Consider the following 1,879-nt stretch of genomic DNA (forward strand, 5'->3'; position numbering starts at 1 on the left):
GTCCGTGACGGTTCTCTCCGACGGCCTCATGGCCGCCCTGGAGCCCGATGAGTTGCGTGCCGTGCTAATTCACGAGAACGCCCACCTGAGCCAGCGCCACCACCTCCTGCTGTGGGCCTTCGCCGCGTGGCGCCAGGCGCTGCCGTGGCTGCCCACCACCCGGCTGGCGCAGGAGTCGGTCAACTCCCTGATCGAGATGCTGGCCGACGACGTCGCGCTCAAGACGGAGAGCAAGGCGACCCTGATCAGGGCGATTGCCATTGTGGCCAGCGGGTCCCCGGCCACCCCCGCGGTGCGCCTGGCGTTCGGCGAGCCCGGCGTGGCCGACGGCGACCCCAGCCAGCCCGGCGCCACCGGAGGCAGCGGCTCGGCGGGCACGACGGCGTCACGCGTCAGCCGCCTGCTCTCGCCGCAGCCGCCGTTGTCGGAACCGCTGCGCGCCGCTGTCCTGGCCTGCTGCGTGCTGCTCCTGGCCGTGCCGACGGCCCTGCTGCTGGTCCCCGGCCTGCTCGGCTAAGGCCGTTCTTCCGGCCAGCCCGTCCCCGCCGGCGGAACGTCAGGCGTCGATGCGCTCCCGGTCCAGATTGGCGGCGCCTGCAATGATGAAGTCCTTGCGCGGCGCCACGTCCGAGCCCATGAGGAGGTCGAAAGTCTCTTCGGCCTGTTTGGCGTTCTCGATCCCGACCTTGCGGAGCGTCCGGTGCCGCGGGTCCATGGTGGTTTCGGCCAGCTGCTCGGCATCCATTTCGCCCAGCCCCTTGTACCGCTGGATGGGCTCCTTGTAGCGCTTGCCCTCCTTGGCGAGCCGCGCCAGCAGGACATGGAGCTCAGCCTCGGAGTAGGTGTAGATCATCTCGTTGGCCTTCTGGCCGGCGTTGACGACCTCCACCCGGTGCAGCGGCGGGACGGCGGCGAAGACGCGCCCCTCGTCGATCATCGGACGCATGTAGCGGAAGAAGAGCGTCAGGAGCAGGGTCCGGATGTGGGCGCCGTCGACGTCGGCGTCGGTCATCAGGATCACTTTGCCGTACCGGGCGGCGCTGATGTCGAACGTGCGGCCGGAACCGGCCCCCACCACCTGGATCAGGGCAGCGCACTCGGCGTTGGAGAGCATGTCCCCCACCGAGGCTTTCTGGACGTTGAGGATTTTGCCGCGGATCGGCAGGAGCGCCTGGAAGTCGGAGGACCGCGCCAGCTTGGCGGTGCCGAGCGCGGAGTCACCTTCGACGATGAACAGTTCGGAGCGTCCGACGTCGTCGGTACGGCAGTCGGCCAGCTTGGTGGGCATGGAGGAGGTTTCCAGCGCATTCTTGCGGCGCTGGGTTTCCTTGTGGACGCGCGCCGAGATGCGGGACTTCATCTCGCTGACGATCTTTTCCAGCAGCAGCGCGGACTGGGCCTTGTCGTTGCGGTTGGCGGAGGTCAGCTTCGCGGTGATCTCCTGTTCCACCACCTTGGCCACAATGGCCCGGACGGCGGAGGTGCCCAGGATTTCCTTGGTCTGGCCCTCGAACTGCGGTTCGGCCAGCCGGACGGTCAGGACCGCGGTCAGGCCGGCGAAGATGTCGTCCTTTTCGATCTTGTCGTTGCCGGCCTTGAGCTTGCGGGCATTGGTCTCCACGGCCTTGCGGAAGGTCTTGAGCAGGGCCTGCTCGAAGCCGGACTGGTGGGTGCCGCCCTTGGGCGTGGAAATGATGTTGACGAAGGTCCGGACCGTACTGTCGTAGCCGATCCCCCAGCGCAGCGCGACGTCGACCTCACAGTCGCGTTCGACCTCCGCAAGCTGGCTGTGGCCCTTTTCGTCGAGGACGGGGACGGTTTCCTTGAATTTCCCGGCACCGTGGAGGCGCCAGATATCCGTGACGGCGGGGTCGGCGGC

The 1,879-nt window shown here is 67.9% G+C and carries 2 protein-coding genes; one reads left to right on the forward strand and one right to left on the reverse strand.

Annotation, left to right across the window (positions count from 1 at the left end; translation table 11 throughout):
• A partial coding sequence (locus LQV45_RS29050) for a M56 family metallopeptidase (protein ID WP_230010493.1) occupies nucleotides 1–517 on the forward strand: 517 nt, incomplete at its 5' end.
• Between the two features lie 39 nt (nucleotides 518–556).
• Here LQV45_RS29050 and LQV45_RS29055 read toward each other — a convergent pair.
• The coding region (locus LQV45_RS29055) for a toprim domain-containing protein (protein ID WP_230010496.1) at nucleotides 557–1,879 on the reverse strand (1,323 nt) is incomplete at its 5' end.

The sequence above is a fragment of the Microbacterium sp. Bi128 genome (assembly GCF_918698205.1).